The organism is Anaeromicrobium sp. (assembly GCF_025210435.1).
Classification (GTDB): domain Bacteria; phylum Bacillota; class Clostridia; order Peptostreptococcales; family Thermotaleaceae; genus Anaeromicrobium.
Genome location: NZ_JAOART010000053.1, coordinates 1 through 2,649, shown reverse-complemented (window position 1 = coordinate 2,649; position 2,649 = coordinate 1). Strand labels below are relative to the sequence as shown.

The following is a 2,649-nucleotide window of genomic DNA, read 5'->3' as shown; positions in this document are numbered from 1 at the left end:
GTTGTTAGTTACAGAATAAGTAAATATTTTCTTTAAATGGTAATCAATTGGTTACCTATAGTTATTATGATTTATTTTGTTATGTTATATTATTCCAGTAAAAAACAAGCTGAAATCTATGCTAAATTTAACTGAATTACATAATAATTACTGGAATTATATTTCCAAATTTGTTGTGATTGTTTGTACAAATTTTACGTAACTAAAAAAAGGGGGGATTTCATGAACAAAAGTATACTATTTGTAGATGATGAAGAGCAAATCTTGAGATCTTTAAATCGATTGTTCTTAGATACAAATCATGAGATTTTTTTAGCTTCTAATGGGGAAGAAGCTCTTGGGATCCTTGATTCTAGGCATATTGATCTTATTATAACGGATATGAAAATGCCTTCTATGGATGGCTATAAACTGTTAAAAATAGTAAAAAACAAATATCCCAAGGTCTTAAGGCTTGCCCTTAGTGGTTATACGGACAACAACAAAGTTATGGCAGCCTTAGAAAATAATTTGGCAAAACTATATGTTTTTAAACCCTGGAATAATGACAACCTCCTATCAATTATTGATAGGATATTTAAATTTGAAGATACGTTGAAAAGTAAAAATTTACTTAACTTAATAAATAACTTAGATGATATTCCAACACTTCCATCACTTTATACAAAAATATGTAGTTTAATTGACATGGATGCGGGTATGGGTGAAATTTCAAAAAAAATAGAAGAGGACCAAGCCATATCTTCAAGAATATTAAGGGTTACAAACTCAGCTTTTTACGGTTCAAAAACTGGATCTGTTAAGGATGCTATCATGTATTTAGGTCTATCTAACCTTAAAAATATTGTACTATCTAATAGTGTCTTTAGTTCTTCAAAATTGAATCCTTTTATAAGAGATTTATTATGGGAACATGTGAATTTAACTAATCAACTGGTACTTTATATATACCAAAAATTATTAGATAAAAAAATACCTAAAACCTATGAATCTGCTGGATTATTACATGATATTGGCAAAGTAGTATTGCTTAGTAATTTTAACGAAAAATATGAAACTATATTCAAAGAAATTTTGGACAAAGGGGAACTAAAAGTAATGCCCCTTGAAAAGGAAGTTCTAGGTGTTAGTCATGAAGAAATTGGGGCATATCTTTTAGATTGGTGGGAAATTCCACATCCCATTGTGGAATCCGCTTTATTTCATCATGATCCTTTAAATGAAAGAATCATTAACAAAGAATTAGTTTGTGCTGTACATATTGCCGAATATTACTCATGGAAATTATTAAATTACACTCAATTTAGTACTGGCCTGATGGAAGAATCCTTTAATATTTTAAATATGAAAAAGGAAAACTTTGAAAAAGCACTCCTTGAATTCGAATCATAAAAACCATTAGATAAAGGGGGGGAAATCTACATAATAGCATGTAGAGAACACTATGAAAAAAAATACAGTCTTATTTGTAGATGATGATAAACATATTATTAATTCATTGCGCAGAGGTTTAATAGATGAAAAATATGAACAGGAATTTGCACACAGCGGTGAAGAAGCTCTTAAAATAATGGAGAATAAAAAAATTAGTGTTATTGTTACAGACATGAGAATGCCTAAAATGAATGGATTAACCCTATTAAAGATTATCAGTGAAAAATATCCTGATATAGTAAAATTAGTTTTAAGTGGATATACACAACTACCACAAATACTTACAACTATAAACCAGGTAAATATATTTAAATTCCTTACAAAACCTTGGAATTTAAATGAAGATCTCATTCCTGTCATCAGGCAATCCGTTGAATATTATAATATGGTCTCTGAAAGAGAACAGATGAAAGCAGAAATTGAGAAAAAAAATGAACTATATACTAAAATGTTAAAATCCACAAATGAAAAATTCTCAACCATGTCTAATGACTATGAAAATATTAAAATTCTTAATAGAAGTATTTTTCATTACTTGAAAACTTTATCTTCTAAAGGAAACACAGAACTCTTTAATGAGCACTTAGGTTTTATTGAAGAACTAAACTCAAGATATATGAATACATTACCCTCTGTAAAAACATATTTTCAGAAAGAAAAGGTAGTAGGAGAATTAAATAACTATATTTCACAAAATTATCCTGATTCTTCAATTAAACTTATTGAGAAGGATGAAAATGGTATTGATTTTTATGGAAACTATAGGTTACTCATAACCTTTCTTATATTATTCATAAAATATGCCAAAAAATATTATAACTCATTAAAATTCACTATTTCTGGGAAATCCACTGAAGAATCTCCTAAGTTATTTTTTGTTATTGAACTTTTGGAAAATCAATCTTCAGAAGATAATTTTATTCTTTTAGTACCTTTATTTAACGCATTTTATTCCATGATCAATGGAAAATTTGAAATAATAAAAAATGATTTAGATTATAAGATTCTATCCTTTAAAATAGATTTTTAATTTAAATATTAACTAGAAAATATCCATCCTTTAATGGATTTCTTCAAAATCATGACCACCCGTCGAACGGGTGGTTTGCTTTAGCCCTAGAAGGGCATGTTGCTCGCCGTGTCTTAAGACACATTGAAAGGTCTGCCAACCGCTTTCCTTCTCAGGCTACCCCTAAAGGGGTTATTTTTTCTTGC

The 2,649-nt window shown here is 28.7% G+C and carries 2 protein-coding genes; both read left to right on the top strand.

Features of this window, described 5'->3' with window-relative positions; translation table 11 throughout:
• Nucleotides 1-222 precede the first annotated feature (222 nt).
• Entirely contained in the window at nucleotides 223-1,392 is a 1,170-nt protein-coding gene (locus N4A57_RS06405; protein WP_293656951.1) for a response regulator, read from the top strand.
• A 52-nt stretch (nucleotides 1,393-1,444) separates the two neighbouring features.
• On the top strand, nucleotides 1,445-2,464 hold the full coding sequence (locus N4A57_RS06400) for a response regulator (RefSeq protein WP_293656949.1): 1,020 nt from the start codon (nucleotides 1,445-1,447) through the stop codon (nucleotides 2,462-2,464).
• Nucleotides 2,465-2,649: the final 185 nt, after the last annotated feature.

Bases quoted from the DNA above. Each gene is read 5' to 3' on its own strand.
- N4A57_RS06405 (WP_293656951.1), top strand. From the start codon at position 223: ATGAACAAAAGTATACTATTTGTAGATGATGAAGAGCAAATCTTGAGA.
- N4A57_RS06400 (WP_293656949.1), top strand. From the start codon at position 1,445: ATGAAAAAAAATACAGTCTTATTTGTAGATGATGATAAACATATTATT.